Annotated in this window: 18 protein-coding genes; 7 read left to right on the top strand and 11 right to left on the bottom strand. The window is 61.1% G+C overall.

Translation table 11 applies throughout. From position 1 onward, the window contains the following. Window position 1 precedes the first annotated feature (1 nt). Window positions 2-547, top strand: coding sequence for a hypothetical protein (locus DAAHT2_RS10950; RefSeq protein WP_013164344.1), 546 nt, complete (start codon window positions 2-4; stop codon window positions 545-547). A 94-nt stretch (window positions 548-641) separates the two neighbouring features. Here the strand turns inward: DAAHT2_RS10950 and DAAHT2_RS14015 are convergent, their stop codons facing one another. The 6 genes from DAAHT2_RS14015 to DAAHT2_RS10925 all read right to left on the bottom strand — a co-directional run bounded on the left by DAAHT2_RS14015 (window position 642) and on the right by DAAHT2_RS10925 (window position 6,440). Then, window positions 642-1,229 carry a terminase small subunit gene (locus DAAHT2_RS14015; RefSeq protein WP_013164343.1) on the bottom strand — a complete coding sequence of 196 codons (588 nt, stop codon included), beginning with the start codon at window positions 1,227-1,229 and terminating at the stop codon, window positions 642-644. A 10-nt stretch (window positions 1,230-1,239) separates the two neighbouring features. After that, on the bottom strand, window positions 1,240-1,704 hold the full coding sequence (locus DAAHT2_RS14715; RefSeq protein WP_157861471.1) for a hypothetical protein: 465 nt from the start codon (window positions 1,702-1,704) through the stop codon (window positions 1,240-1,242). Next, on the bottom strand, window positions 1,701-4,205 hold the full coding sequence (locus DAAHT2_RS14990) for a DUF3987 domain-containing protein (protein WP_218915009.1): 2,505 nt from the start codon (window positions 4,203-4,205) through the stop codon (window positions 1,701-1,703). The genes DAAHT2_RS14715 and DAAHT2_RS14990 overlap by 4 nt, the downstream gene beginning before the upstream one ends. Window positions 4,206-4,215: 10 nt before the next feature. After that, window positions 4,216-4,407 (bottom strand): helix-turn-helix transcriptional regulator, encoded by a 192-nt coding sequence (locus DAAHT2_RS14410; RefSeq protein ID WP_013164341.1) that lies wholly within the window; start codon window positions 4,405-4,407, stop codon window positions 4,216-4,218. Between the two features lie 108 nt (window positions 4,408-4,515). Further along, a complete protein-coding gene (locus DAAHT2_RS10930) occupies window positions 4,516-5,100 on the bottom strand; it encodes a hypothetical protein (RefSeq protein WP_013164340.1) in 585 nt (194 codons plus the stop codon). 65 nt (window positions 5,101-5,165) lie between these two features. Further along, entirely contained in the window at window positions 5,166-6,440 is a 1,275-nt protein-coding gene (locus DAAHT2_RS10925) for a tyrosine-type recombinase/integrase (protein WP_218915008.1), read from the bottom strand. 444 nt (window positions 6,441-6,884) lie between these two features. Here DAAHT2_RS10925 and DAAHT2_RS14005 point away from each other — a divergent pair, with 444 nt between their 5' ends. Beyond that, window positions 6,885-9,614 (top strand): ATP-binding protein, encoded by a 2,730-nt coding sequence (locus DAAHT2_RS14005; protein WP_013164338.1) that lies wholly within the window; start codon window positions 6,885-6,887, stop codon window positions 9,612-9,614. Here DAAHT2_RS14005 and DAAHT2_RS10915 read toward each other — a convergent pair. From DAAHT2_RS10915 to DAAHT2_RS10900, 4 genes are all read right to left on the bottom strand, one after another. Then, window positions 9,611-10,258 (bottom strand): 4Fe-4S binding protein, encoded by a 648-nt coding sequence (locus DAAHT2_RS10915; protein ID WP_013164337.1) that lies wholly within the window; start codon window positions 10,256-10,258, stop codon window positions 9,611-9,613. The two genes, DAAHT2_RS14005 and DAAHT2_RS10915, sit on opposite strands and share 4 nt — an antisense overlap. Window positions 10,259-10,471: 213 nt before the next feature. Continuing rightward, complete coding sequence (locus DAAHT2_RS10910) at window positions 10,472-12,148, bottom strand: TolC family protein (RefSeq protein ID WP_013164336.1); 1,677 nt, start codon at window positions 12,146-12,148, stop codon at window positions 10,472-10,474. A gap of 22 nt (window positions 12,149-12,170) precedes the next feature. Beyond that, window positions 12,171-15,281, bottom strand: coding sequence for an efflux RND transporter permease subunit (locus DAAHT2_RS10905; RefSeq protein WP_013164335.1), 3,111 nt, complete (start codon window positions 15,279-15,281; stop codon window positions 12,171-12,173). Beyond that, the gene (locus DAAHT2_RS10900; RefSeq protein WP_013164334.1) at window positions 15,278-16,486 is read right to left on the bottom strand and encodes an efflux RND transporter periplasmic adaptor subunit; all 1,209 of its coding nucleotides are present in this window, start codon (window positions 16,484-16,486) and stop codon (window positions 15,278-15,280) included. The genes DAAHT2_RS10905 and DAAHT2_RS10900 overlap by 4 nt, the downstream gene beginning before the upstream one ends. Window positions 16,487-16,649: 163 nt before the next feature. Between DAAHT2_RS10900 and DAAHT2_RS10895 the strand changes: the two genes are divergently transcribed. The 5 genes from DAAHT2_RS10895 (at window position 16,650) to DAAHT2_RS10875 (ending at window position 22,729) form a co-directional block, all read left to right on the top strand. Further along, entirely contained in the window at window positions 16,650-17,258 is a 609-nt protein-coding gene (locus tag DAAHT2_RS10895; RefSeq protein ID WP_013164333.1) for a TetR/AcrR family transcriptional regulator, read from the top strand. A gap of 18 nt (window positions 17,259-17,276) precedes the next feature. After that, window positions 17,277-18,428: an efflux RND transporter periplasmic adaptor subunit gene (locus DAAHT2_RS10890; RefSeq protein WP_013164332.1), complete on the top strand. Its 1,152-nt coding sequence runs from the start codon at window positions 17,277-17,279 to the stop codon at window positions 18,426-18,428. Further along, window positions 18,425-21,526 carry an efflux RND transporter permease subunit gene (locus DAAHT2_RS10885; protein WP_013164331.1) on the top strand — a complete coding sequence of 1,034 codons (3,102 nt, stop codon included), beginning with the start codon at window positions 18,425-18,427 and terminating at the stop codon, window positions 21,524-21,526. The genes DAAHT2_RS10890 and DAAHT2_RS10885 overlap by 4 nt, the downstream gene beginning before the upstream one ends. 21 nt (window positions 21,527-21,547) lie before the next feature. Next, window positions 21,548-22,084, top strand: coding sequence for an HPP family protein (locus tag DAAHT2_RS10880; RefSeq protein WP_013164330.1), 537 nt, complete (start codon window positions 21,548-21,550; stop codon window positions 22,082-22,084). A 123-nt stretch (window positions 22,085-22,207) separates the two neighbouring features. Then, entirely contained in the window at window positions 22,208-22,729 is a 522-nt protein-coding gene (locus DAAHT2_RS10875; protein ID WP_013164329.1) for a nucleoside deaminase, read from the top strand. 14 nt (window positions 22,730-22,743) lie between these two features. Here DAAHT2_RS10875 and DAAHT2_RS10870 read toward each other — a convergent pair whose 3' ends face one another. Then, the gene (locus DAAHT2_RS10870) at window positions 22,744-23,436 is read right to left on the bottom strand and encodes a TVP38/TMEM64 family protein (RefSeq protein WP_013164328.1); all 693 of its coding nucleotides are present in this window, start codon (window positions 23,434-23,436) and stop codon (window positions 22,744-22,746) included. Window positions 23,437-23,461: the final 25 nt, after the last annotated feature.

Below are 23,461 nucleotides of genomic sequence, written 5' to 3'. Positions count from 1 at the left end.
CATGACCTTGTTCATCGTCGGATTGCTCATGAACCTCACAGGTATAGTTATCGGCTCCTCACGGGACCTTACAAAGCTCTGTAAAAGGGTTCTTGAAACCCTTACCATGGCGCTGGCATGGGTTCTGCGATGGCTACGAAGGCAATGGTCGCGGATCTGGAAACGGCCAAAGCGGGCAGAAGGCCACGCTGTGTTGTCTGGCGTTGGCGTAGGCACATTCACCGGAAGTTGTTCAGCATATTCCTGGAACTCAGTTCCCGAAGGTATTGATCTCCCTGCCGCTATAGAAAGACTGAGAGCTCGAACCGACACCCTGCAACATATGATGAAGAAGGAAGAAGCCAACCGCGTAGCGGATGTGGCCAAACTTTTTGCTCGCCTGGACGGACTGACGCAGGACCTTCATACTGAGACTGTAAGTCTCAACGAGAAGATAGACGACTTTGATGTTAAACCTGCTGGCCAGCGGGCCATAGGAGCTCTGCTGGTGATCTGTGGGACTATCCTGATGGCCATCACCGCCCTGCCTGGGATGGTGGCTCAATAATCTCCTCCGTTGAGTTTGATTCGGCTAAGCACAGTGAAGCTTTGCGGTCCTCGCCGGCACCGCATGACCTGTAGGCCGCTTGCTCCCGCAGCAACTACGCCTCGCCCCGCGCAATTTTCTCCAGTTCCTCCATGCTCATCCGGTAGATACTGTCGCCACCCTGCCCCTTCTGCCGGTTGTCCTTCTCGTAGAGTCCCAGGATTTTACAGGCCTGATCTCGGGCCGTCGCTTTTGACTCCCACTTGATCTCTGCCGCGTGCAGGGGGATATCGTCCTCGCCCCCCGTTCCTTTCGGTGCTGCAAGCTTGAAGCTTTGCAAGGCCAGGACAGTGTCGTCGTCCAGGGCGGTGATCGGCTTCAGGCGGCCCTCGGCATCAAACAGCTTGCGCGGATCGAAATGGATCGCTGCAGCCATGGATTTCATGACGGTCTCGGCATTAACCTCGTATCGCCGGGCAATCTCCTCCTGGCGCTCTTTAAGCATCGCCAAAACCTTAACCTCTGTTAACAACCTGGAACCTTGTGAGGTCGCGGTTTTCACGCTGTAGCCCGCCGCGATGGCCGCCTCGGTCGCGTTGCCCCCACATGCAATATAAGCCTCGACAAAGAGCTTGCGCCGGTGGGCGGCCGCTGCTCGCGAGGTCCCTGCTTTTGACCTGACAACTCCTTTTTTTCCCGGCATTTCGCACCTCTTAATGGATCACCAATCTCGGGCCACGTGAGCCGCCAATGATGTGGTAGATTTTCCCGCAGCCATCACAACACCAGCCTCCGGGACCCTGGGTATAGTTGGGCGAGCCGCAACGCCCGCAGCCATAGCCTGTTGCCGTTTTCGGCTTGTCCGGGCAACTGGCCGACCCTTCGGATATTCGCCGCCACTCCTGCCGCCAGGGTGAGCCAGGGGGCAGGGTTTTGGCGCAACCAGCCAGTACCGCACCTGATGCGTCGATCAGTTCCAGGGCCGGGCATTGCTGGCAATCAGACGATAACTCGGGAATATTTTCCGAAAAAGCCCTACTGGTGGTACTGTCAAAACCGTCAAAAGGGCTTTTGGCACTTTTGGCAGTACCTGGTTGGGGGATTTTCTTGGCTTTCGATCCCTCTGACAGTTCGTCGGGGAGGGTTTTTTCCTTTTTCAGCATGTCAAGAAACTTCATTCTTCGGCCCCCGCGATAAAATGGTAAATAGTCGCTGGCCGGCCACCGGTTTCTTTTCGTTCAAGGTGGAGATACCCATAGTCAACCAGCATGTCGAGGGCACTGGCTACTTCATGCCTGTCGGAGAGCATGGACCAGCCTTGACGCCAGACATCCCGGCTCGAAAAGGACTGGGGCAGGTCACCTTTATTAATCCGTGCCAGAATTGCCTTGGCCGCGGTTACTTCCGGTTGGGCGATCGCCCCATAAGCTCTGCGGGCATGGCTCTCCAGGTAGTCGCCCCAGCCTAATGCCTGCAAGGTTGCTACCCTGCTGACAGGACCGGTGCCCCCATCGGCCAAATGGATAATTAAGGCCAGAGCGGGTATTAATTTACGGTATTTTGCGAAGTGACTTTCCAGGGCCGGGTGGAGATCACCTTTCCGCAGCCGAGCTTCAAGCTCATTTCGCCACTCTCGAAAGAGGGCAAGGGCGTCCGGGGCAAAGCGCAGGTATGGTACTCCCTCGGGATTGCCCTCCAGGTCTTTATCCTGCTCAGCACCTATGGCTTCAAGATCGAGTCGGTCTAAATTGGCGAAAACCGCAAAGGCCTCGTTTTTGGCCATGATGTTCGGTGGTCGATCAACTTCTTTCCAACTCCCCGCGGGATCAGGCCAGACCAATAACCCAAAGCGCTGGATCAGCCCGTCGTCTGCTGCCCCTCCTTTGACGGCGTGCCGAATGTATTCGGCCAGGCGACCGGGCTGGGTGCCGCCCAACATGGAAATGCAGGCCGCTTCGATATGCAGATTAAGGCCGCGCCCGATCCGATCAAAGGTGTAAGGGGAATCGCCATTCCATGCCGTTAAGAAGAACCCCCTTCCTTCGGCCTGGTCTTCGCGGTCTAGCCCTCGGAGCAATGAAACCATCTCATCCCGGTACACCAACAGGCCATTTGGATTTTGTCGCAGTAATTCTCCCAGGGAAGCAGGGGTGGTGTCGTTGGTTTTGAGGCGCCGCAGGGTGGGAACATCAGGTTCCTCAACCGCCAGTAGGGCCGAAACATCGGCATGAGGATCATCACGCAGTATTTTTTTAACGGCCTTCTCAGCGGCCTCAGCTCGCAGTTTGGCAAGGGCTTGGAGCTTTTTATACTCTTCCATCACCCTGGTGAAGTCCTCCATTGCCTGGGCAACCAGTCGGTTTAGGGCAGCCAGAGCTGCTTCCAGGGCCGGGCTTTTTAATACGCCAGGCCGACCGACAATAAACCCCCAGAGATTACAAATAACGGTCCAGTCGGTTTGAGCTTGTGGCCTGATCCCGAGTTTTCGTCCGATGACGCTGGCCAGGGCGGTCATTACGCCCACCGCCACGAAATCGGGCGGGCAACCCATACGTTCGACTATATCCATCACCCAGGCACGGAGAGCGTCCGGCAACAGGCGAAGATCGAACGGTTCTACGGGAGGGAGTTCCGGAAGCGGGATCGGCGTGCGGCGGGAAGTCGTTTCAGCCTTGCAGAGACCGGCCTTTTCGATGAGTTCTCTGGCCGCATCAAGTCCTTGATCAACGTGTAAGTCGTTGATGTCTCCACCTTCCCAAAGGGCAAGGCCATCTGCTGACTGTGCCGCTTCTTCCGCGTGGGATTGACCATTGCCGGGCTCGCCCAAGATGATCAGGCGGGCTTTTGGGTATTGACTTCGCAACTGGGCGGCAACCGCCCTGAGATTGCCGCAGGATAGCGCGGCCAACGCCGGATAACCGGTGGCTTCAGAGGCGCTTAGGGCCGTGGCCACGCCCTCGCCAAGCAGCAAGGTTTCATCGGCGCCATCACCTTTCGGCAGGGGGCCGGTTGCCCAATACCCACCGGCACGAGCTCCACCGGCCAGAGCCGTCTTAAGCCCGTTTTCATCAATAAATTCAAGGCTAGCAATTTGGCCGCTTACTTTGACCGGCACAACCAGCAGGCGGCCTATAAGCACCTGGTCTCCTCTTTTTGGTGGGAAACCAAGAAGGGCTTTAGCGTCGGCAGGGTTGATTTCCCGCAACGTAGCCGTCGGCTTAACCTTTTTTTTCACAAGATATGGATGGTCGGCACCAGCAGGCATGGCCTGCTTCCACAAGATGGTGGCCTTTTTTGCTGCCTGGGCATGGCAAGCTTTAATTTCCTTGCGAGCCTGTTCTCGGGCCGCTTCCACCTTTTGTTTGAATACCCGTCTCTCGGCTTCATTGAGTGGCTGGTTCGCTTGCCACGTTCCCTTGAGGCCGGAAGAAAAGTCGCCGAAAATGCCGCCGGTTCCGTCTTCAAACTCTTTGCAGTACCCTGCCACACTCTGGTCACTGGTGTGTACCCCGGGGAAACGCATAAACTTCCCTGGTACAATGGATTCCGGTGGCCGCAAGCCGTGATGTTCCATTTCCTTCCGGAATAGAGAAACACAGTCTCCTTCGTGATTCACCCTTATCGCTTGGCGGCTATTCCTATCCCAGTCGTGGTGTCTGCCGTTATCTAATGTGTTCATGGCCGTCACCCTACCGTTCCGCCGCGCGGTTATTAATCCATTCATTGACCTCATGCTCAAGCCAGCCACAGGAATTTCCGCCCAATCGTAGCCGCTTGGGGAATTTCCCCTTTTTTTCCAATCGCCAGATGGTCGGATCGCTTAACCCCACCTTGACCCAAAGTTCTGGTTTCCGGATAATCCTCTTCGGTTTTGCTTTCATGGCGCTACCTCCAAAAATAAAGTGCCGAACAGCGTGATTGCTGTTATCGGCACTTTATTGCAGCGCAATGCAAAGGTTTAGGGATGCAACCTCACAAGTTACGTCCACTTATGGGTTGGTGAACTGATAATACCATTTTTTAATAGTGAACATGTCGGCTGTTATACGGCCTTTACTCATTTTTTCGACGAAAGGTTCCGTTAGCTCGCAAGCCTTTTCAATAGACATGTCTGGGTTTGACCCCATGATGTGTGACAGGATAAGAACCGCTATCAATTGAATATAATATGTTTCCCACTGCTTGAACGCCTGCGCTCCGCCGCCTAAAGAGTTGGCCCTCATAAAACCCAAGAGGGCCGGAATATCCTTGGGTTGGTTGTCCGGGTTGAGCAACCTTTTCGCTGACTTGTCGAGGTATTCCAGCACCCACTCCGGAACTGGTTTACGTAGTGCCCTGGCATGGTGATAAGCATGCCATGCGATTAGCGGATTACGGGTTTTCTCATAATCTGCTCGAAGTACGTCCTCCAGATAGCTTGCTATCCACGGTGAGGCTTGTTCCGCTTCCATTTCGTCGAGAATTACATCCTTTAGGCGATAAGCAATATCTGCCGGCATTGTGTCGGCCGCCGCCTCCACCTTGGCGGCTAATTCCCCGCTCAGTAACTTTCGGGGCTCTCTTTTCCTGGGCATGCATTCTCCTTGATTCAGGATTTATCACAATGTTCAGATGACGGTGTGGTGCGTACTGATCAGAATTATTCTCCACCCGCGCTGATGTCCTTTAGCCTCATGGGGGCCCTCAGCCTGATTATATCTCCCTGCTCCTTTTTCTCGGCGCCCAGTATCCGCTGCAGCCGCCTTTCCCATGCTTCCAGGGTGGCCTGCTTTTCCGTGTCGTAACGATACTGGTTGTATACCCGGATAACCCCCATCTTGCTGTGATTGAGAATTGCATCGATCACCTCGTCCATGGTCCCCATCTCGGCCATAAAGGTTGCTGCCGTTCTTCTCAGGTCATGGGGGGTGAAGTCTTCCAGCGGAATTTTATCCTTGTTTCGCCTGTGCGCGACCGTCATGGCGTTGCTGCCGATAGGGCGAGGATTTTCCCTGTGGCGGGGTGACGGGAAAACGAATCCCCCGGTATTCTCCCCAATAAGCTCCAGTGCTGTGTCAGTAAGGTAAACCCGGTGCGCCTTGCCGTTCTTGGCCCGATCGGCTGGAATGGTCCACCACCTGCCCTCGATCTCGCTGAAATCCATCCCCATTACCTCACCCGGCCGCTGCGCGGTCACCAGGATCAGCTTGATTGCCCGTTGGACCTCGTGGGAGATCTTGGCTCGCTCCAGGCCGGACCACAGGACTCTTATCTCTTCCTCCGATAAAACCCGGTCCCTTGCCATCTTGGGGGCCGGCATCTTCACCCCGGTACAAGGAGAGATTTCCAGAATCTCCCGGTCCACGGCGAAGTTGAACATCTTGCGAATGATTTGAAAGCAGTTGTTCGCCATGCCCGGGGAGCCACGATCAACGATTTTTTCCAGCAGCAAGATGACATCCCGCTTTGAAATATCAACCGCCTTCCGCTGGCCCCAGGCCGGCACTACATCACGATTAAGAATCGCCTGGTCCTTTGCCCAGCTCCGCTTGAAGCGCATGGCGTGCTTGTTGATATATTCATCAACCAGATCACTAAGAAAAGGCGTCCGCCGCCGCTCCTCCTTTTTTTCCAGGTGCATGGCGACCGGGTCATTCCCCTGTTCAAATAGGTCGAAGGCGGCCCTGTATTTGCGCCTGGCTGCTTCCAGCGTTACAGCCGGGTAGTGCCCAAGATTCATCTCCTTCCGCTTGCCGTCAAACGTGTAAATAAAAAGCCAGGTTTTGGCCCCTGAGGGCATAATACGGACAGAGAAGCCATTGGCCTCCCGGAGATAATATTTTTTGCTTTGGGGTCGAAGATTGCGGATTTTGGCTTCAGAAAATTTCATCACCCTTTTCTCCCTTTCTATGGCCACCCTGTCTTCTTCGTGCAACCTCCGTGCAACCTCTGTGCAACCTCTTGGGGGTGCGATACAGTGAAAAGCCCTGAAACTAGGTGAACTAATATTCAGCCAATTAGAACGGAAAGTCAACAAGATTTTGTGCGGAATGAAAAAAGATGAAACTACCTGAAAACCCATGATCTGGTTACTGTTAACCACCCTGTCGGGGGTTCGAGTCCCTCCCCGGGAGCCATAGAGAATTCGGTATCAACAGATACCAGAACGATACTAAAACCCCCGCTTTTCCAACAGAAAAGCGGGGGTTTTTTTGTTGCACAGGGTCGCCCCTGCCCGGTGGCTGTTGACTGTCCGGGTATTTTTTTGTTTGTTTTTTGTTTCCGATTTATTTATAATTCTTCACATGTGCGTTCTGCACAAAAAAACGTACCTCCTAGTTGTTAGACATTGCATCATCTTTGATGAGACTACCACAGCATGGTTGTCACGGAGGACCGCAAAGTGGCATCGCCAAAAAAATCGAGAGTGCCCCCGAGCGGAAGCGCCCTCCGGCGCCACGTTCTGTTGCCCCTCGGCCTTGCGCTCCTGCTAAGCATAGTGGTTACCATTTTCGCCGGCCTCCACATCCATAGCCTACATGTGGCCAGCGAAGGAAAGCAGCGCCAATGGGCAATCCAGACACTGCTGCCGACCCTTCTGAACAAGGAAGTTCTCCAACTACACGCCAATTTAAACGGTCTAGCCAGCTGCCCAAACTTTCAGCAAGCCTGGCTGACCGGCGACCTCCACACCCTGGAGGCCCGAATGGCCCCAATATTCGATGGGCTCAAGTCGCGCCATGAATTCATCGACATCTCTCTGCGGCAACCTGACCACACTTTGTTTCTTCACCGGCAAATTCCCTTATGGGCCCACGAACGTTCTGACAGCGAGGTCCTGGCCCAGGCGGTACAATCGGGCGATCCGGCTCATGGGCTGGAACTTGATCCGACCGGTATACTTTTGCTACGGCTGGTGCACCCTCTCCGGCTAGATGGAAAAACGGCGGGCTTTATCGATCTTAGCGTTGAAATTCATGGTCTGACGACAACTCTCCAACGCTCGGTGGGCAGTGATATCTGGCTGGTCACCGCCAAAGAACAACTTGACCGGCAAGACTGGCTGCATCTGACCGGGCCTGGTGGGGTCGAGGAGTGGGGGCGCTTGGCTAGGCTGGTGGTGCTGAGCGGCAGCCGCAAGGATATCCCGCCGGCCCTGCGCGACTTTATGGCCTTACCCCGCGAACAACGTGCCCTGAAAACGTTCACCTCCACCGAGCAAGGCTGGCCGATACAGGGCGGTCAGGTTCCTTTGCGGGACGCCACCGGCCATGAAATCGGCGAAATTTTCTTTCTTGACGACACTTCGGGGCTGATCGCCGAGCTTAACCGGCTCCGCCTTTTTTTTCTGGTGATTACTGGAAGTACGGCCATCACGGTCTTTACCTTTCTCTTTTTCTTTCTCGGCCGGATCCAAGCCACCTTGTTAAAACAAAAACGGTCCTTGCTCAACGAAATCGATAGCCGGAAAAATACCGAAACCGCTCTTCGCCGGTTGCAGGAAGATCTTGAGCGCCAAGTGGCCGAGCGGACTCAAGCCCTGGGCGATACCAACCAGGCGCTGCAGCGGGAAGTCGCCGAGCGGCAGCAAACCGGGGAAGAGTTGCGCCGCGCCAAAGAGGAGTGGGAAGAAACCTTTAACGCCATGGCCGATACCGTTACTATCCTGGACCCCGAACTGCGCATTGTGCGGGCCAACCGGGCAACCGGTGAGCTTTGGGGGCAACCTGCGGAACAACTGGTCGGCCGGCACTGTTACGAACTGTACCGGGACGCGGGCGAGCCCTGTGAAGGCTGTCCGGTGGCGCAAACTTTGGCCGACCACCGGCAACACATTTGCGAGATCGAACATTCCCCTCTGGGTAAAACCTTTTTGGTTTCCGCCTCGCCCCTGATCGGCAACGACGGCGTTTGCCGCGGCGTGGTGCATGTAGCCAGGGATATCACCGTCCAAAAGGAATTCGAGGCCAAGCTCCAGCAAACCAAAAAAATGGAGGCCGTAGGGACCCTGGCGGCAGGAATTGCCCACGACTTCAACAATATTCTCACCGGCATCCTCAGCTACAGCGAATTAATTCTGCGTGGCAACACCAGCGACCCCGCCTTAAGGGATGATATCAGTCGGATCCTGGAACTGGGCCGGCGAGGGGCGGGCCTGACCCGCCAACTCCTGGCCTTCAGCCGTGAGCAGGAGGCCAGGATGCAACCGCTCAAACTCAATGAGCTGGTGGAGAACCTGATGAAAACCCTCGGCCGCCTCATCGGCGAGGATATCGAGGTCACCTTCAATCTCAGCCCTGATCTCGGCAACGTTAACGGTGACCCGGGACAACTGGAGCAGGTAATCCTAAACCTGGTGGTCAACGCCCGGGATGCCATGCCCACCGGCGGCACCATTGTCATAACCACCGGCAACGTCGAATTGGATGCGGAGCAGGCGGCCCGTCATCCCGGGATGACGCCCGGCCCTCACGTAATGCTGACCGTTTCCGATACCGGCAGCGGCATGGACCCTGAGACCCAGGAACACATTTTCGAGCCGTTCTTCACCACCAAAGAAGTGGGAGCCGGGACCGGGTTGGGCCTGGCCACCGTGTACGGCATTATCCAGCAACACCAAGGCAGTATCTGGGTATACAGCGAGATCGGCGGCGGGACCGTGTTCAAAATCTTCCTGCCACAGACAACGGAACCTGACCACGCCCTGACCACCCGGGTATTTCCGGATCTGCCCGAAGGCCGGGAAACTATTTTGCTGGTGGAGGATGAAGCGGCGGTGCGCGACATCCTCAATCGCACCCTGGCAACCCTGGGCTACAAGATTATAACGGCCCGAGACCCGGCCGAAGCGGAAGAGCTGTTTACCGCCGAACCGGAGATCGACCTGTTATTCACCGATGTGATCATGCCTGGCGGCAACGGCATGGATCTTTACCAGCAACTGGCAGCTAAACGCTCCAACCTCAAGGTGCTGTTCATGTCGGGCTACAACGAGACAATTATGAAGCAGAAGAAGATGGACTTTGCCGGGTTTCCCTTTATTCAGAAACCTTTTGCCACCGTCGATGTAGTCCTGGCGGTCCGAAATGCCCTGGATAACCGAGTCTAAAGCGACAGGGCCTTCTTGGGGCAATTGACCACGCAGTTTTCGCAGCGCATGCACTCCAGGCTGGGCACATAACCCTGTTCTTTGTAGGCCCCCGGGTAGGTCTGGATGGGGCAGGCCTGGCGGCAGAGGCCGCACTGCTTGCAATCTTCCCCAACCTTGAGCAGGTTGACTTTGGGCGCTACCACCCCCTGCATTGAGCCCATCGGGCAGAAGTTGCACCAGGAGCGGGGTTTGAAGTAGAGCCCGAAGGCCACCGCCAGGGTGGTGGCCACTGTCCACATCATTACAAAAACCGCTCCGATTTTGGCCGGATCACCACCGGAGGCGATCAGGCGGCTGATCATAAGGCCCATCAACAGCACAAAAAAGAGCCAACGGAACCAGGTTTTTTTAAACAGCTCCGGCATCTCCCGCTGCAGACTGACCTTGCTCAACACCCGCTCATGAAAGGCCCCCATGGCACAAAGCCAACCGCAGTACCACCGCCCCCAGAAAAAGGTCATGACGATCATGGTGATCATCAACGCCAAAGCTAGATAACCAAGATATGGCTGATAAATCCCGCCGATGATCACCAGCGGCACCAGCGGCGCCAGAAAATACTGCGCTATTCTGCGATTCTTTTTTTCTTTGATGGTTTTCATAACAACCGCCTCTTGAAACACTGTTTAAGCACTAAACAATTTAACCAAACAATTAAATAACACGACACAGCTAATTCGTCAAGAGGTCTTTTAGGGATTAGCAGACACCTAAGGGCATCCGCGGTACCCCGAATTGCGACAAGCAGACCGGCGCCGCGTACACCAGTACGCAAGCCGGGCTGCTTGTCGCAAGGCGGGGTGCCCCGGATGCTCTTAGGTAGTGATCTGGCGGCGGGCCAGCAGGGAACCGTCCAGGCGGTAAAGTTCGGTCAGGGCCAGGCGATAGGCTACCTTGGCGTCCACCTCGTTGAGCTGGCTTTCCAGCAGGTCGCGCTGGGCCCGGGCCACGTTGAGGGCGGTGCTGCGCCCCACCTCGAATTTGACCTCCTCCACCCGCAGCACCTCTTCCTGCAGGCGGCGGCGTTCGGCGGAGGCGTCGATCTGGGCCCGGGCCCGCCGGGCTTCAAGGTGTGCCTTGCGGACGTCAAGCTCCACCAACTGAATCAGGTTGTTGAGGCTGGCCTCGGCCTGATCACGGCCGACCCGGGCCCGGGCGTCCAGGGCGGCGGCAGCCCGATTGCCCCCCAGCGGCATGGAAAAACGCAGGCCGGCGGAACCGGCATAGGTCGAATCATCGACCATTTCGCGAAAAGAGCGGCCGAAACTGTCGGCATAACCGGTTTTACCCAGGGTGATGAACAGATCCAGCCGGGGCAGCAGGCCGTTACGGGTCTGCACCACCTCCAGCTCACCCTGCTCCAGGCGCAGCCGGGCCTCGTCAAGATCGGGCCGCATCTGCCGGCTCAAAGCCAGATGATCTTCCACCCGGTCAGGCTCGGTTTCGGTAACATAAGGGGTTTCCCGGGGAATCGGGCGCAGCTCCCAGATGCCCCCGGCTCCCGGCTGATCATGCCGCTCGGGCGGGCCGGCGGCACGGCCCGGGGCGGGATTGACCAGGTTGATCAGGGCCAGGCGGGCCTGGTCCCGGCGGCTTTCACCGTCGATCAGACTCTGGCGGCGAAAGGCCAGTTCGGCCTCGGCGGCGGCCCGCTCCACCTCCGCCACCGTGCCTACTTCAATGCGCCGCATCACATCCTGCAGCTGCGATTTGGCCAATTGCAAAGACTCCCGGTAGATGGCGATCCGGCTTTCGGCCAGCACCAGATCCCAGTAGGCTCGTTCCACCTCCGCCACCAGGCTTTCGGTAAAGCCGCGCAGCTCATGCAAGGAAACCAGTACCTCCAGGTCGGCCTGGCGCACCCCGGCCAGGTTGGCCTGGCGATTGCCGCCCCGCAACAGGGCCTGGGTCAGGCTCAGGCTGGCACCAGCGCGGTGCCTGAGATCGCCGGTGATGTTGTCGGGATCACTGCGCCGTTGCTCAAGGGCCAGTTCCAAAGCGGTACCGGTGGCCAGGTCCTGCTCCACCCCCAGCCGGTAATTTTCCGTCTCGATACGCCGATAATCGTCACCCTGGGGAATTTTTTCCCGTCCGGCGGCGGCTTCGGCAAAAAGGGAGGGGTCAAACACCGCCCGCTCCTGTTCGGCAAAGGTGCCGCTGATCAGCGGCCGGTAAAGCTGAATCCCCAGCGAGCGGTTGTTGGCCAGGGCCATTACCACCGCCTCTTCCACCGACAACTCCAGCCGCCCCTGCTCATCGGGTTTGGGAAAGTGATCGGTGGCCGCCCGGGGCAGGTAACGGGCCAGGTCCACCCGGCGGGCGGCGGCCGCCGCCTCTTTGGCTGCCTCCGCCGGGGTCACCGCTGTTTGACCGCCCGACGGCGGCAGCGATTTCATCCCTTCATCGGGCCCTGCGGCGGCCGCCGCCGGCGGCAGCGCCAAAGCCAGCCCGAAAAGCAGCCCTACCAATTGCCGTTTTGGGTGAGCAAACATCACAGCGACCTCTTTTCGTTGGTTAACTGATTGCTTTTGCAGACTCATCTTCCCGACCTTGACGGTTGCGGTAAACAAGGGAGTACAGGACCGGGATCAGCAGCAGGCTGATGAAAGTGGAACTCAGCAGGCCGCCGATCACCGCCCGGGCCATGGGGGCCTGCTGCTCGCTGCCCTCACCCAGCCCCAGGGCCAGGGGGAGCATGGCAAAGGTGGTGGTCAGGGTGGTCATCAGGATCGGCCGCAAACGCCGCCGCCCGGCCTCTCTGGCCGCCTCCAGGGCCGACCAGCCGGCGTCCCGCCGTAATCGGGTGGCCTGGTCAACCAGCAGGATGGCGTTGTTGACCACAATTCCCACCAGCATTATCCCGCCGATATAGGACTGGGCGTTGAGGGTGGTGCCGGTAAAGAGCAACATCAACACCACCCCGATCAGGGCCATGGGCACGGCAAACATCACCACCAGGGGGTCGCGCAGCGATTCGTACAGGCTGGCCATCACCATGTATACCAGCAGCACGGCCAGCAGCAGTCCCAGGGCCATTTCGCTGAAGGCCTTTTCCTGCTGTTCGTAATCGCCGCCGAAGGTAATGTCAATCCCCCGCGGGGTGGGAATGGTTTCCAGCCGCTGGCGGATATCGGCCACCACCGAGCCCAGGTCGCGGCCGGCCAGGTTGGCCTGCACCCGGCTGACCCGCTGCTGATCCTGGCGCTCGATGGTCAGCGGCCCTTCCGCCCGCTCCACGGTGACCACGTTGGCCAGGGCGACAAATTCGCCGTCGTCATTACGCACGGTAATATTTAAAATATCGTCGAAATCAAGCTGTTCAGCGTCTTCCAGGCGGACAAAGATGCGGTACTCGTTGCCCCCGTCGCGGAACTCGCCGGCGGTGGCCCCGGCCATGGCGATCTCGATGGTGCGGGCGATCCTGGCCACCGACAGGCCCAGGTCGGCGGCCCGCTGGCGGTCGATGCGCAGCAGTTCCATGGGCACCCGGCCCTCGCGGCTCAAGCGCAAATCGGAGATGCCCTCGACCTCGGCGATGGCGTTCCGCACCTGTCGGGCCACCTGATCCAACTGGTCAAGGTCGAAACCGCGCACCTCGATGACCAGTCGTTCATCCTCGGCCCCGGCGGCCAGGCGCAGGATAAAGAGACCGCCGGTGCGGGTACGGACCCGGGCCCCGGGGATATCTCGCAGCAGCGGCCGTAAATCGGCGGCGATCTGCTCACTGGAGCGCTCCCGCTCCCGCATGGGCACCAAGGCCAGGCGGATACGGGCGGTGGAGGGCTCCCCGGTGCGCCAGGAAACACCCCCCACCACGACCTCGGAGGCCCGAGCCTCGGGAACCGCCGTTAGAATAATACTTTCCACTTTCTGTACCGTCTGGTCCAGCAGGGCCAGCCGGGTACCGGTTTCCATCTCGATCTCCACCCGCACCTGGCCTTCGTCGGCCTGGGGCATGAACTCGCTGCCCAGGTGCGGCAGCAACATCAGAGCCAGGACAAAAAGAGCGACAAAAAAGATCACCACCGGCCCACGATTGTTCAAAGCCCCATCCAGACTGCGCCGGTAAAAATTTTCCAGGCCGTTGAACAGCCCGGTGGTCAGCCGCAGCAGGACAGCCTTGGCCCCTCGCTCCCCCTCGCCGGCCACCGCCGCCGGCCGCACCAGGCGGGCGGCCAGCATGGGGGTCAGGGTCAGGGCGGTGATCAGGGAGGCCAGCAGGGCAAAACCCACCACCAGGGCCAACTGGCGAAAGAGCACCCCGGCCAGTTCCTGGGCAAAGAGAATGGGGAAGAAGATCACCAGGGTGGTCAGGGTGCCGGCGATCACCGCGGCGGCCACCTCGCCGGTGCCCTGTTCCGCCGCTTGGGTGGCGGCCATTTTTTCCTTGTCCCGCAGGCGGGCGATGTTTTCCAGCACCACGATGGCGCTGTCCACCATCATTCCCACCCCCAGGGCCAGGCCGCCCAGAGTCATCAAATTGAGGGTGAAACCGCCGAAATAGATCAGGGCGAAGGTGGAAATCACCGCCACCGGGATGGCGGTGGCCGCCACCAGGGTGGAACGCATACTGCGCAGGAAAAAGAGCAGCACCAGCACCGCCAGCGAGCCGCCGTAGAGCAGGGAACGGCCCACGTTGTCGATGGAACGCTGGATGTACTCGGAAAAATCGATGATGGGAACGATCTCCACCTGGGGAAAATCCCGGTTGAGCCGCTCCACCTCGCGCAGCACCTCCCGGGCCACCTGCACGGTATTGGCGTCGGGCTGCTTGCGCACCGCCAAGCGCACCCCCGGCTGGTGGTTGATCCGCACGATCCGGCTGACCTTACGGTGGGTATCCACCACCTCGGCCACCTGGTCCAGGGTGATGGCCGCGCCATCCCGCACCGCCAGCACGGTGGCGGCCAGCTCCTCCAGGCTGGTGAACTGGCCGGGGGTACGCAGGGTTACCTCCAGCCGGCCCCGCTCGATTTCGCCGGCGGGCACGGTGATGTTGGCGTCCCGCAGGGCCTGGCGGAGGCCGTCCAGGGTCAGGCCCAAAGCGGCGATCTTGTCGGCCTTTAGGTTGACCTGGATCTCCCGCTCCAGCCCGCCCCAGACATCCAGGGAGGCCACCCCCGCCACCCGCTCGATGCGGAAGCTCATCTGCTCGTCGATGAGCCGCCGCAGCTCCAGGGGGTCCAGGGGACTGGCCGCCCCCAGGATCAGTACCGGGGTGGCGGAAAGATCGAATTTGCGTACCTGGGGGCGGGAGATGTCGTCGGGCAATTGGTTCATCACCCGGTCCAGCCGATCCCGCAGGTCGTTGGCCGCCGCGTCGATGTCGGTGCCCCAGGCAAAGGAGACCCGGACGTTGCTGATCCCCTCCGAGGAGTTGGAGTTGATGCTCTCAATACCGGAAACCGCCGCCACCGCCTGTTCAATGGGGCGGGTGATCAGCTCTTCCACCTCCTCCGGGCTGGCGTTGTCGTAACTGGCGGAGATGGTCAGGGTGGGATAGGTGACCTCGGGCATCAGGTCGATGGGCAACCGGGCCAGGGAAACCGCCCCGATGATCACCGCAATCAGGGTGAGCATGATGGTGAAAACCGGGCGATGAACGGTGAAGCGGGCCGGGTTCATCGGCTGCGCTCTCCAGGCGCCGCCGCTTCGGGAATGGTGATTTTGGCGCCGTCGCTGAGCAGGTGCTGCCCCAGGGTAACCACCCGGCCGCTGATTTCCGGGACCAGGATCTCCACCTGCTCCCGGCTCTGCAGCCCGAGTTGCACCGGTACAAAGCGGGCGGTCAGGCTCTCTTCATCAACCAGGTACAGAGCGTATTCGCCGGGGCGCTCGAGCAGCGCCGCCCGGGGCACCAACAGGGCGTTTTCCCGGCGCGCCACCTCGATTTCCAGCCGCACGAACATGCCGGGCTTCAATATCTGCTCCGGATTGGCCACCTCCACCTCCAGGCGGGCCTGGCGGGAAGCCTCCCGCACCACCGGCGCCAGGCGGGCCAACTGCCCGGCAAAGACCCGCTCTCCCACGGCATCGGCCCGCACCGCCACTTCCTGGCCGGGGCGCAGCCGCGGGTAATCGCGTTCCGGGGCATGGCCCACCGCCACCAGGCGGTCAATGCCCACCAGGGAGAACAGCGGGGTGTTGGCGGCCAGCAGCGAGCCTTCATCGACAAAGCGCTCGGCGATCAGCCGCTCGGGTTCGCCGCCCAACCAGTCGGCCCGGATTTCGGTGTAGGAAAGACGCAACTCGGCGGCGGCCAGGGCCGCCCGGCGCTGGGAGACCTGGGCCGCGGCCACCTGGGCCTTGGCCTGCTGCACCTCGTAATTGGCCAGGGCGCTGTCCAGCTCGGCCTCGGAGGCCACCCCCTGGCGGCGCAAACTCTGGGCCCGCTCATACTCCCGCCTGGAAGTGGCCAGGACGCTCTCCGCCTCGGCCAGCCCGGCCTTGGCCACTTCCAGCTCGGCCTTGGCCTTGGCCACCTCCAGGCGATATTCATCGCCATCCAACCGGGCCACCACTTGGCCGCGCCGAACGGTATCCCCCAGGTCGACATAAAGCTTGAGCAGCCGGCCGCCCACCCGGGCAGCCACATCAAAGCGGGAAACCGGTTGCAGGGTGCCGGTAAAAACCCGGCGCTCGACAATTTCACCCCACTGCACCGGCGCCACCTCCACCGCCACCGCCGGCTCTCCGCCGGGGCGACCGGGCATGCCGGGGGCCGGACCGGTAGCGTCTCCCTCCCGGTTCAGCCACCAATAAGCCAGGGTCAGCAAAAAAAGCGCCAGCACAGCGCCGATCAAGGTTTTCAGGGTTGCTCTGTTCTTCATATTTTTAATGATAATAAATCCGGCCTGAGTTGTAAAAAATATTACCGCACCCTTACCATACCATCGGAAAGACAATGGCGCTGGCTGGATGTTCCTGCCCCTTGACATATCCTGCCGGCAGGATAAGATAGTAATCAATTACTCACTTTACCCGGAGCAGCCCATGACCAATCCCGGTAAACATCTGCCCGCCGAACAGCGCCGGGCCGCCACCGTCGACGCGGTGCTTGCACTGGCCGCCCGACTCAACCCGGGTAAAATCACCACCGCCGCCATCGCCCGTCAGATGAACCTGACCCAGGGGGCGCTGTTTCGCCACTTTCCCAACAAGGAAGCGATCTGGCAGGCGGTGATGACCTGGGTGGCCGAGCAACTGCTCAAACGGGTGGAAAAGGCGGCCCGCCAAGCCCCCGGCCCCCTGGCGGGCCTGGAAGCGATGTTTCAGGCGCACATCTCCTTTGTGGTTTCTCATCCCGGGATTCCCCGGATGCTTTTTAACGAGCTGCAGCACCCCGGCGACTCAGCGGCCAAAAACCTGGCCCGCAAGCTGGTTGAGCGCTACCGGCAAAGGCTGGCGCAACTGATCGAAGAGGGCCAAAAGGCCGGTGAAATCGCCCCGGAAGTTGAAGCCGGCGCCGCCGCCGTGCTCTTTGTGGGCATGATCCAGGGCCTGGTGGTGCAGTCACTGCTGGCCGGGCGACCGGAACAGATGCAGGATAGCGCGCCGGCGGTTTTTGCCCTCTTTAAACGCGGCATCATTAACCCGCAATAATTTATTATTATTAGAAAAATGCCAAACAACCAAACCAAACTGAACCGAAGCGCCCGGCTGCTCGGGGCCCTGCTGCTGCTGGGGCTGTTGCTCTGGCTGGGGCTGGCGGCCGCCGAGCGCCTGCGCACCGCCTTGCAGCCGCCGCCCCCGGAAGCGGCCCCGCCCCGGGCCGTGGCCGCCATGACCGTCACCCCCCAGACCTTCCAACTCTGGCAACGTTACCCCGGCGTCATTGCTGCGGAACAGGAGGCGGTAATCAGCAGCCGGCTCTCCGCTCCCATCCGGGATCTGCCGGTACGGGCCGGGCAACGGGTAAAGGCCGGCGACCTGCTGGTTGTCTTGGATGACCGGGAATGGCGCCAGGAGCATGAACGGCTGGCCTTCCAGGCCGAAGCCACCGCGGCTGAACTCAAGCTGGCCCGGCAACAGTTGGCCCGGCGGGAACAACTCCACCGTGAAGGCGCCATCACCCTGGAGTCTTTAGAGGAAAGCCAGGCCCGGGTGCAAACCCTCACCGCCAGCCTGGCCGCCGGCCGCCAGGCCGAGCAGGCAGCCGCCACCCGCTTGGGCTACACTCGGATCAAGGCCCCCTTCTCCGGCACCGTCGGCCGGCTTCAAGCCCTGCCGGGCGATCAGGCCGTTTTGGGACAACCGCTGCTGGAACTGTTCAACGGGGAGCAATTGAAGGCAGAGTTTGTCGTCCCCCAACAAGAACTGGCCCGGCTTACCCCCGGGCGGCCGGTCCGGGTTTCCGTACCCGGTTTCGACGGGGAATGGCACGGCTCGCTGGACCGGCTCCACCCCGACCTCAAACCCCCGGGCCGGGGCGCCCGGGCCGAGATTCTGCTGCCGGCGGGGCCCGGCGATCGCCGGCCCAACATCCTGCGGCCCGGCATGATCGCCTCGGTGCGGGTGCTGGCCCTGGAAAGGGAGCAGGTGGTGGCCATCCCGGTAGAGGCCCTTGACCGCCGCCGCGACCATGCCCAGGTCTTTGTGGTGGAAAACGGCCAGGCCCGCCGCCGTCAGGTCCAGCCGGGCCCGGAAGCCGAGGGCCGGGTGGTGATCGAAGCGGGGTTGCGGGCCGGCGAGCAGCTTATCACCACCCCCTATCCCGACCTGGCCGACGGTGAGCCGGTACGGGTCGCTGCACCGGGCGGGGAACCAGAATGAACTCCCTGCCACGCTGGCTGCTGGGCCACCGGCACGCGGTGCTGGCCGCCCTGATAGCGGTACTGATCTTCGGGCTGGATGCCCGCCTGCAACTGCCCGTCCAGCTTTTTCCCGACACCGACCCGCCCATGGTTACGGTGATCACCCCTTATCCCGGCATGGCGGCGGAAGAGGTGGCGGAAAACATCAGCAAACTGATGGAAGAAGAGTTTGCCGGCATCGACGGGGTCCGCACCCTGCGCTCCACCAGCCGCGAGGGTCTGGCGGTGGTGGAGGTGGAATTCCACTACGGCTTCTCCAGCACCATCGGGGCCATGGAGGTGCAGAACGCCGTCAACCGGATTCGCCCGCAGTTGCCGGCCGCCATGGGCGATCCCCAGATCCAGGAATTCTCCTCGGCCCAGCGTCCCATTGTCACCCTGGCCCTGACCAGCGAGGAGTTGTCGCTGCCTCAACTGCGGCAGTTGGCGGAGAACCGGGTGCAGGACCGGCTGAACCTGATCGACGGCGTCGCGGCGGTGGATGTGGTCGGCGGCAACCGCCTGCAACTGGAGGTACAGTTGCAGCGAGACCGGATGGCCGCTTACGGCCTGAGCCAGGAACAGGTGATCAACGCCCTGCAGGGCTGGAACCTCACCGCCGCCGGCGGCCGCAGCCGGGAAGGCGGCCGGGAGACGGTGGTCCGCTTCGACACCCCCCTGCGCGATGCCGCCGATGCCGCAGCGCTGGTCCTGCAGCGCCAGGACGAAAATTTGCTGCTCCTGGGCGACGTGGCCCGGGTGCGCCTGACACCCGGCGAAGACCGGGCCGCCTTCCATTATAACGGCCAGCCGGCCATCGCCGTCCAAGTGCTGAAGCGCAGCGAGGCCAACACCGTGGCGGTGGCCGATCGGGTTTTCACCCTGCTGCAGGAGTTGCAAGCGGAAGAACCGGCCGTATCTTTCGCCGTGGCCGAGGATGACTCGGCCTTCACCCGGGTGGTAATCACCAGCATGACCGCCACCATCGCCGGCGCCATCGGCCTGACCATGCTGGTGGTGCTGCTCTTTCTCGGCAGCTTCCGCCAGGCCCTGGTGGTGGCCGCCACCATTCCCGTCACCTTTCTGGCCACCTTCGCCCTGATGCGCCTGGCCGGCCTGCAACTGGACATGGTCACCATGTCGGCGATCATCCTGGCCATCGGCCTGCTGGTGGACGACAGTATTGTGATTTTAGAGAACATCCACCGGCAACGGGAAGCCGGTCTGGCCCCGGAAGCTGCGGCCATCGAGGGCACCGGCGAGGTCACCGCCGCCAAGATCGGCGGCACTGTGACCACCCTGGCGGTGCTGCTGCCTCTGACCCTGCTGGGTGGTTTCATCGGCGAACTCTTCCGCCCCCTGGCCCTGACCCTCTCCTTTGCCCTGGCCTCCTCCCTGGTGGCGGCCCTGACCCTGGTGCCGCTGCTGGCGGTGATCATTTTCGGCCAGCAGGGCGGTGGCGGCAAAAAACAGCCCGCCGTGAGCGATCATCTGCTCTCCGCCCCCAGGCAGCTTTACCTGCAACTGCTGACCGTTGCCGGGCGGCGACCGGCGGTTACCTTTATCCTGGCCTTTGTCTTGCTGCTGGCGGGTCTGGGCCTGATCCGGGCCGGCGGCAGCGAGATGATGCCCCGTTTCGATTCGGGTAGCTTCCGGGTCCTGCTGGACGTTATTCCCGGCACCCCGCTGGGGGAAACCCGGCAAATCGTGGCCGCGGTGGAGGCAAAAATCCTGGCTGAAGCGGCGGTGGAGACGGTTTCCACCCGGATCGGCTACGAAACCGGGGCGCGCTACCTGGGCGGACGGGGCGCCATGGACAGTCACCAGGCGGAAATCAGCGTTGACCTGGTTCCCCGCAATCGCCGGCCCGAGAGCCAGTGGGCGATCATGGAGCGCCTGCGCGAGCAGGTCCAGGCCCTGCCCGGGGTTACCCTGGGGGTATTCCAGGAACAGGGCGGCACGGCCCGGGCCACCACCGCCGCCCCCATCATCGTGGAGATCAACGGCACGGAGCCGCAGGCCCTGGCCGAGCTGGCAGCACAAACCGTAACCCTGCTACAGGCCGTGGGCGGTGTGCGCGATCCCTACCGCAACTGGGACCTGGACCGGCCGGAAACCCTGGTGGTCATTGACCGGGAGCGGGCCGCCGAACTGGGCCTGGACGGCAGCACCATCGCCGCCACCGTACGCCGCGCCATGGACGGCGAGCGGGTAACGGCCTACCGGCAGCGGGGGTTGCGAGACCTGGACATCAGCCTCCGCTACCAGCCGGAGGATCGGCGCCAGCAGCAGGATCTGGAAAACGTGGTGCTGCCCGGACCGGCGGGGGAAAATATCCGCCTGGTCGACCTGGCCAACTTTGAGCCGGTTTACGGCCCCCGCCTGGTCTCGCGGGAAAACTTCCGCCGTACCCTGGAGGTCCGGGCCTGGACCGATGGCCGGCGGCCTTTGTCCCAGGTGGTGGCGGACCTGGAGCGGCGCCTGCCGGAAATTGAAACGCCGGCGGGTTACAGTATGGCCATTGGCGGCGAGCAGCAGGACCTGGCCGAGGCCCGGGGGCGGCTGCTGCGGGCCCTGGGCGCCGCCGCCCTGGCCGTTTACCTGCTGCTGATGATCCAGTTCCGCTCATCCCTGCTGCCACTGGTGATCATGACCGCCATCCCCCTGCAGTTCATCGGCGTGGCCGCCGCCCTGACCCTGGCCGGTAAATACCTTTCCATGCCGGCTCTGCTGGGGATTGTGCTGCTGGTGGGGATCGTGGTCAACAACAGCATTATCCTGGCGGACTTCATCCTGGCCCGCCGCCGGCAGGGCATGCCCCTGGACCAGGCCGTACCGGCCGCCGTGGCGGCCCGCTTCCGGCCGGTAATGATGACCGCGCTCTCCACCGTGGCCGGCATGCTGCCCCTGGCCCTGGAGCTGGCGGTGGGCTCGGAACGCTTTTCCCCCATCGCCACGGTGATTATCGGCGGCATTTTAGCCTCGACCCTGCTGACCCTGGTGGTTATACCGGTGCTGATGCAACTGCTTTTAAGCCGCTTTCACCACTCCGACCAACCACGGTCCGTTTCATCCTAATTAAGCCAAGGAGGAGCAACCATGTCATACTGGGCCAAAATGCGGGGCGGTGAAAAAAGCCCGCCCCGGGTAAGCGCCGGCGAGATTTTCTGGTCGTGGCTGGGAGCCTTTCTGGGTATTGCGGCGGTGGCGCTGCTGCACTACCGGTGGCTGGAGGGCAGCGACCTGCTGCTGATTGTCGGTTCTTTCGGGGCCTCGGCGGTGCTGATCTACGGCGCCCCGGCCGGTCCTCTGGCCCAGCCGCGCAACCTGCTGGGGGGGCATCTGGTTTCCGCCCTGGTGGGAGTGGCCTGCCTGCAGTTTTTCGCCCCCCAGCTCTGGCTGGCCGCCGCCTTGGCGGTGGCCACCGCCATCGCCCTGATGCATCTCACCAAAACCCTGCATCCGCCCGGCGGCGCCACCGCTTTAATCGCGGTCATCGGCGGCGAGGAGATTCATCAACTGGGCTACTGGTACCTGCTCTTTCCCATCGCCAGCGGCGCGCTGATCATGCTGCTGGTGGCCCTGCTGATCAACAACATCCCCGCTTCCCGCCGCTACCCGGTTTTCTGGTGGTAGGCCGGCGCCGCCTTGGGCGGCACCGACCCATATCAAATGTTGCTCTGCCACCGCTATGCGGTTAAGCTATCAGCTTGCAATTACGCTGAACTGTCGCGACAATTTACTCGGAGATCAACCGCCATGGACCAAAGCGAGCAGCATCACTATTTCATGGGGCTGGCCCTGGAGCAGGCCCGGGTGGCGTTACAGGCCGGGGAGTTCCCGGTGGGGGCGGTGATCGTCGCCGGCGGCCGGGTGGTGGCCGAGGGCAACCGGCAAAACAGCGGCGGCACGGCGCCCACCGAGCTGGACCATGCCGAAATCGTGGCCCTGCGCGGCTTGCTTGCGCGGCAACCGGAGATTGAGCGGGGCGGACTCACCCTCTATGCCACCATGGAGCCCTGCCTGATGTGTTACGCCACCCTGCTGCTCAACGGGGTGCGGCGCATTGTTTACGCCTATGAAGACGCCATGGGTGGCGGCACCTCCCTGCCCCTGACCGAGCTTAATCCCCTCTACCGGGAAATGGCCCCGGCCGTAGAGATCACCCCCCACATCAGACGGCGGGAAAGCCTGGCCCTGTTCCAGGATTTCTTCCGCCGGCCCACCAACAGCTACTGGCAGGACAGCCTGCTGGCCCGTTATACCCTGGAGCAGGAGTAATATTGGCTGAACGCTTACGGGCCGTTGGCCAGCGATGGCTTGCGCCCGAAGATGAGCTTGGCGGCGATGAACAACAGAGAGAGCATGATCAGCGGCGCCAGCAACTGCCAGGAGAGAAACTCTCCCGGTTCATCCATGGTGGTAAGCTGATAGATGGCGGCGGAATAGAGATACCCCTTGAGAGTGAAGCCAATGATGGTGGAGAGGACGAAGTAACCCAGCGGCAACCCCAGCACCCCGGCCCCGTAGTTGATCACCGAGTGCGGAAAGCTGGGAAAAGTCCGCACCGCGCACAGGGCAACAAAATCACCATGGCGCCGGATGAAATTGAACAGCGGCTGATGTTTGATCCGGGCACACTCCCGGCGGGCCAGCCGCCGGGAAACAAAATATCCCCCCACCGCGCCGCCGACCCCGCCGATGACGATGATCAGCGTGGCCACAATCGGCACGAAAAGGGCGCCGGTGAGCCACATGAAAAAGGAACCCGGCAGGGCCAGGGCGTAAAAAGCCGCCATGGCCAGAATAAGCAAAGGAGGGAACCACCAGTGGTGGGCGTAGTGGCGGCTGACTTCCAGCACCTCCAGCCAGTCCACCAAATCAAGTTTTTGCGCCAGCAATCCCAGCAACAACAGGGCCACCAGCAACAGTAGCTGGTAGGAAGGCCGGCGTTTTTTTAACTTTTTTAATTTGTGCACATCATCCATTAAAAATTTCCCGGCTACCCCTGCT

It is taken from the genome of Desulfurivibrio alkaliphilus AHT 2, assembly GCF_000092205.1.
Taxonomy (GTDB): Bacteria; Desulfobacterota; Desulfobulbia; order Desulfobulbales; family Desulfurivibrionaceae; genus Desulfurivibrio; species Desulfurivibrio alkaliphilus.
Note: the sequence above shows the minus strand (reverse complement) of the source record. Positions and strands in the feature narration are given on the sequence as shown.

Excerpts from the sequence above, each read along its gene's own strand:
- DAAHT2_RS10950 (WP_013164344.1), top strand. The coding sequence starts at position 2 with ATGACCTTGTTCATCGTCGGATTGCTCATGAACCTCACAGGTATAGTT.
- DAAHT2_RS14015 (WP_013164343.1), bottom strand. The coding sequence starts at position 1,229 with ATGCCGGGAAAAAAAGGAGTTGTCAGGTCAAAAGCAGGGACCTCGCGA.
- DAAHT2_RS14715 (WP_157861471.1), bottom strand. The coding sequence starts at position 1,704 with ATGAAGTTTCTTGACATGCTGAAAAAGGAAAAAACCCTCCCCGACGAA.
- DAAHT2_RS14990 (WP_218915009.1), bottom strand. The coding sequence starts at position 4,205 with ATGAACACATTAGATAACGGCAGACACCACGACTGGGATAGGAATAGC.
- DAAHT2_RS14410 (WP_013164341.1), bottom strand. The coding sequence starts at position 4,407 with ATGAAAGCAAAACCGAAGAGGATTATCCGGAAACCAGAACTTTGGGTC.
- DAAHT2_RS10930 (WP_013164340.1), bottom strand. The coding sequence starts at position 5,100 with ATGCCCAGGAAAAGAGAGCCCCGAAAGTTACTGAGCGGGGAATTAGCC.
- DAAHT2_RS14005 (WP_013164338.1), top strand. The coding sequence starts at position 6,885 with ATGGTTGTCACGGAGGACCGCAAAGTGGCATCGCCAAAAAAATCGAGA.
- DAAHT2_RS10915 (WP_013164337.1), bottom strand. The coding sequence starts at position 10,258 with ATGAAAACCATCAAAGAAAAAAAGAATCGCAGAATAGCGCAGTATTTT.
- DAAHT2_RS10910 (WP_013164336.1), bottom strand. The coding sequence starts at position 12,148 with ATGTTTGCTCACCCAAAACGGCAATTGGTAGGGCTGCTTTTCGGGCTG.
- DAAHT2_RS10905 (WP_013164335.1), bottom strand. The coding sequence starts at position 15,281 with ATGAACCCGGCCCGCTTCACCGTTCATCGCCCGGTTTTCACCATCATG.
- DAAHT2_RS10900 (WP_013164334.1), bottom strand. The coding sequence starts at position 16,486 with ATGAAGAACAGAGCAACCCTGAAAACCTTGATCGGCGCTGTGCTGGCG.
- DAAHT2_RS10895 (WP_013164333.1), top strand. The coding sequence starts at position 16,650 with ATGACCAATCCCGGTAAACATCTGCCCGCCGAACAGCGCCGGGCCGCC.
- DAAHT2_RS10890 (WP_013164332.1), top strand. The coding sequence starts at position 17,277 with ATGCCAAACAACCAAACCAAACTGAACCGAAGCGCCCGGCTGCTCGGG.
- DAAHT2_RS10885 (WP_013164331.1), top strand. The coding sequence starts at position 18,425 with ATGAACTCCCTGCCACGCTGGCTGCTGGGCCACCGGCACGCGGTGCTG.
- DAAHT2_RS10880 (WP_013164330.1), top strand. The coding sequence starts at position 21,548 with ATGTCATACTGGGCCAAAATGCGGGGCGGTGAAAAAAGCCCGCCCCGG.
- DAAHT2_RS10875 (WP_013164329.1), top strand. The coding sequence starts at position 22,208 with ATGGACCAAAGCGAGCAGCATCACTATTTCATGGGGCTGGCCCTGGAG.
- DAAHT2_RS10870 (WP_013164328.1), bottom strand. The coding sequence starts at position 23,436 with ATGGATGATGTGCACAAATTAAAAAAGTTAAAAAAACGCCGGCCTTCC.